This is a genomic window from Stenotrophomonas sp. S39 (assembly GCF_016624665.1).
GTDB lineage: Bacteria > Pseudomonadota > Gammaproteobacteria > Xanthomonadales > Xanthomonadaceae > Stenotrophomonas.
On sequence record NZ_JACVTT010000181.1, the window covers coordinates 1 to 2845 of the forward strand.

3 protein-coding genes are annotated in these 2845 nt (G+C 71.3%); 2 read left to right on the plus strand and 1 reads right to left on the minus strand.

Annotation, left to right across the window (positions count from 1 at the left end; genetic code table 11):
- The first annotated feature begins 97 nt into the window (after positions 1–97).
- Entirely contained in the window at positions 98–1186 is a 1089-nt protein-coding gene (locus IAE41_RS22130; RefSeq protein WP_200734584.1) for a helix-turn-helix domain-containing protein, read from the plus strand.
- Between the two features lie 110 nt (positions 1187–1296).
- Here the strand turns inward: IAE41_RS22130 and IAE41_RS22135 are convergent, their stop codons facing one another.
- Positions 1297–1779 carry a YajQ family cyclic di-GMP-binding protein gene (locus IAE41_RS22135; protein ID WP_108747403.1) on the minus strand — a complete coding sequence of 161 codons (483 nt, stop codon included), beginning with the start codon at positions 1777–1779 and terminating at the stop codon, positions 1297–1299.
- A 91-nt stretch (positions 1780–1870) separates the two neighbouring features.
- Between IAE41_RS22135 and IAE41_RS22140 the strand changes: the two genes are divergently transcribed.
- The gene (locus tag IAE41_RS22140) at positions 1871–2767 is read left to right on the plus strand and encodes a DMT family transporter (RefSeq protein ID WP_108758875.1); all 897 of its coding nucleotides are present in this window, start codon (positions 1871–1873) and stop codon (positions 2765–2767) included.
- Positions 2768–2845: the final 78 nt, after the last annotated feature.

Genomic DNA, 2845 nt, shown 5'->3' on the forward strand with positions numbered 1-2845 from the left:
CCCCCCCCCGGCGCCCCCCCGGGGGGGGGGGGGGGGGCCCCCCCGGGGGCCCCCCACGGCTGCGCGGGCATGGCATGCGCGGGTGTACTCTGCTTCCATGATGGCCACGACAGTCGGGCAACAACAGCTGGTCGCCGCGCGTGCTGCGTTCGCGGAAGGCGATGTGCAGTCCTTGGCGGTGTTGCCGCTGCCGCTGCAGCATTCCTGGCAGCGTTCACGCGCGGCCGGGGTGCAGCCGGGGCAGGAGCCTTACTATCCGCCGCTGCAGGGCGATGGCCTGCGCCTGCGCGATCCCGAAGACCGGCGGCTTGCGCGCTGCGTGCAGCCCGAGCTGGAACAGCTGTGGGCCGCCTTCGGTGGCCGTGGCTGGACGATGTTCTGCGCCAACCGCGAGGGCCTGGTCATCGCGCAGCAGGCGCATGGCCTGGAAGATGCGCCGCTGCTGCGGCCGATCCAGGTCGGGCGGCGGTTGGGTGAGGCCGAGATCGGTACCACCGCGCCGGCGGTCAGCCTGGCCGACGATGTGCCGGCGCTGGTGCGCGGCAACGAACATTACCTGCAGCGCTTCGCGCCGGTGTTCTGCCTGAGCGAGCCGCTGCATGACCTCGATGGCCAGGTCTGTGGGGCGATCGACATCACTGGGCTGGGCGAGCGTGATCCGGCGCTGCTGCAGGGCTACTTCCGGCAGGCCGCGCTGGCCAGCGAGAACCGGCTGTTCCAGGGCTTGGCTGATGTGCACCTGCTGGCCGTGCAGCACGATCCGCGCTGGCTGGCCACGCCGCTGCAGGGGCTGCTGGCGGTGCAGGACGATGGGCAGCTGCGGGCGGCCAACCGGGTGGCGCGGCGCCTGCTGGGCCTGCCGCGCCGTGGGCCGTTGCCGCTGCTGTCGATGCAGGCGGTGTTTGCCGGCGCCAGTGCGGCGCAGCGCCGCCGCCTGCTGCAGCCCGGGCCGGCGCATCGGGTGCGGCTGGGCGAGGGCAGTGCGGTCTACCTGCAGCACCTGCGGGCACCGCGTGCACCGCGTACCCGGGCAGCGGCGCCGGTGGCCGTGGCCGACGTGCCACTGCGCCAGCAGCAGCGCGAAGCTGCACGGCGTGCGGCGCAGGCGGCCGAAGGCAATCTCAGCCTGGCCGCCCGCCAGTTGGGTATTTCGCGCACCACGCTGTACAAGCTGCTGCGCGATTAAGCGGGCAGTCCGCCGGGCATGGCCCGGCGCTACCGCGGCGGCCCGGGGCGCGCCGGGTCATCAATCGCGCGATCCCCCGGGTAGCGCCGGGCCATGCCCGGCGGCATCCATCAATCGCGGAAGTTGTTGAACTGCAGCGGCAGCTCGAACTTGCCGGCCTTCAGCACGGCGATGGCGTCCTGCAGGTCGTCGCGCTTCTTGCCCTGCACGCGCAGCTTGTCGCCGTTGATCTGGCTTTCGACCTTCAGCTTGGCTTCCTTCAGCGCGGCAGCGATCTTCTTGGCGATCTTCTGTTCGATGCCCTGCTTGACGGTGATCTTCTGCCGGGCCTGGGCCAGGTTGGTCTCGATGTCGCCGAACTCCAGGCTCAGCACGTCGATGCCGCGCGCGGCCAGGCGGGCGCGCAGGATGTCGTTCATCTGCTTGAGCTGGAACTCGGTCGGCGCGGTCTGGTTGATGACATCGCCCTCGCGCTCGAACTTGGCTTCCACGCCCTTGAAGTCGAAGCGGGTGGCCAGTTCACGATTGGCCTGGTCGATGGCGTTGGTCAGTTCGTGGGTGTCGACTTCAGACACGACGTCGAAGGAAGGCATGGGCGTGGCTCCGCGGAATTCAGTGGCCGCCATTCTATCGCGGCGCCCATGCCCGGCGCCCGGCCGGGCACGCGGTCGGCGATAATGGGCCATGAACGCGCAACGCTCCCCCTCTCGCGCGGTGACCTGGATGGTCGCCGCCGTGGCCTGCTTCTCGCTGATGGACGCCGGCATGAAACAGCTGTCGGCCAGCTATCCGTCGCTGGAAGTCACTTTCCTGCGTGGCGCCGCCTCGCTGCCCTTCGTGCTGGTCTGGGTGCTGGCCAGCGCCGGCCCGCGTTCGCTCATTCCCCGCCGGTGGGGCCTGCACCTGCTGCGCGGCGGCCTGGGCATGGCGATGATCGGCTGCTTCGTGTTCGCCCTGCGCGATCTGCCGCTATCCACCGCCTACAGCATCTACTTCGTAGCCCCGCTGCTGATCGCCGCCCTGTCGGTGCCGTTGCTGGGCGAGCGGGTCGGGCCGCGGCGCTGGGTGGCCATCGGCGTCGGCCTGCTGGGGGTGATCGTGGTGCTGCGGCCGGGCGTGGATGGTTTCATCTCCATCCCCGGCCTGATGGTGCTGGCGGCCGCCACGGCCTATGCCATCGCCGCGATCACCGTCAGCCTGCTGACCCGCACCGATACCTCGCAGTCGATGGTGGTCTGGTTCCTGGTCATCATGGCCATCGGGGCCGGCCTGTTGGCATTGCCCGGCTGGGTGCCGCTGCAGCTGGCCCATGCGCCGCTGATCGCCGGCATGGGCCTGGCCGGTGCGCTGGGGCAGATCGCCCTGACGCGTGCCTTCCAACTGGGCGAGGCGTCGATGATCGCGCCGCTGGAATACAGCGGCCTGGTCTGGGTGATCGGCTGGGACCTGGCCTTCTGGGGCCAGCTGCCCGACGGCTACACCTGGGCCGGCGCAGCCATCATCGTGGCCTCGGGCCTGTACCTGCTGCACCGAGAGCGCCTGAACCGGGTGCAGCCGCCCAAGCCGCTGGACCATCCGTAGAGTGGGGGGGGGGGGGGGGGGGGGGGGGGGGGGGGGGGGGGGGAGGGGGGGCCGCGGGGGGGGGGCGGGGGGGGGGGG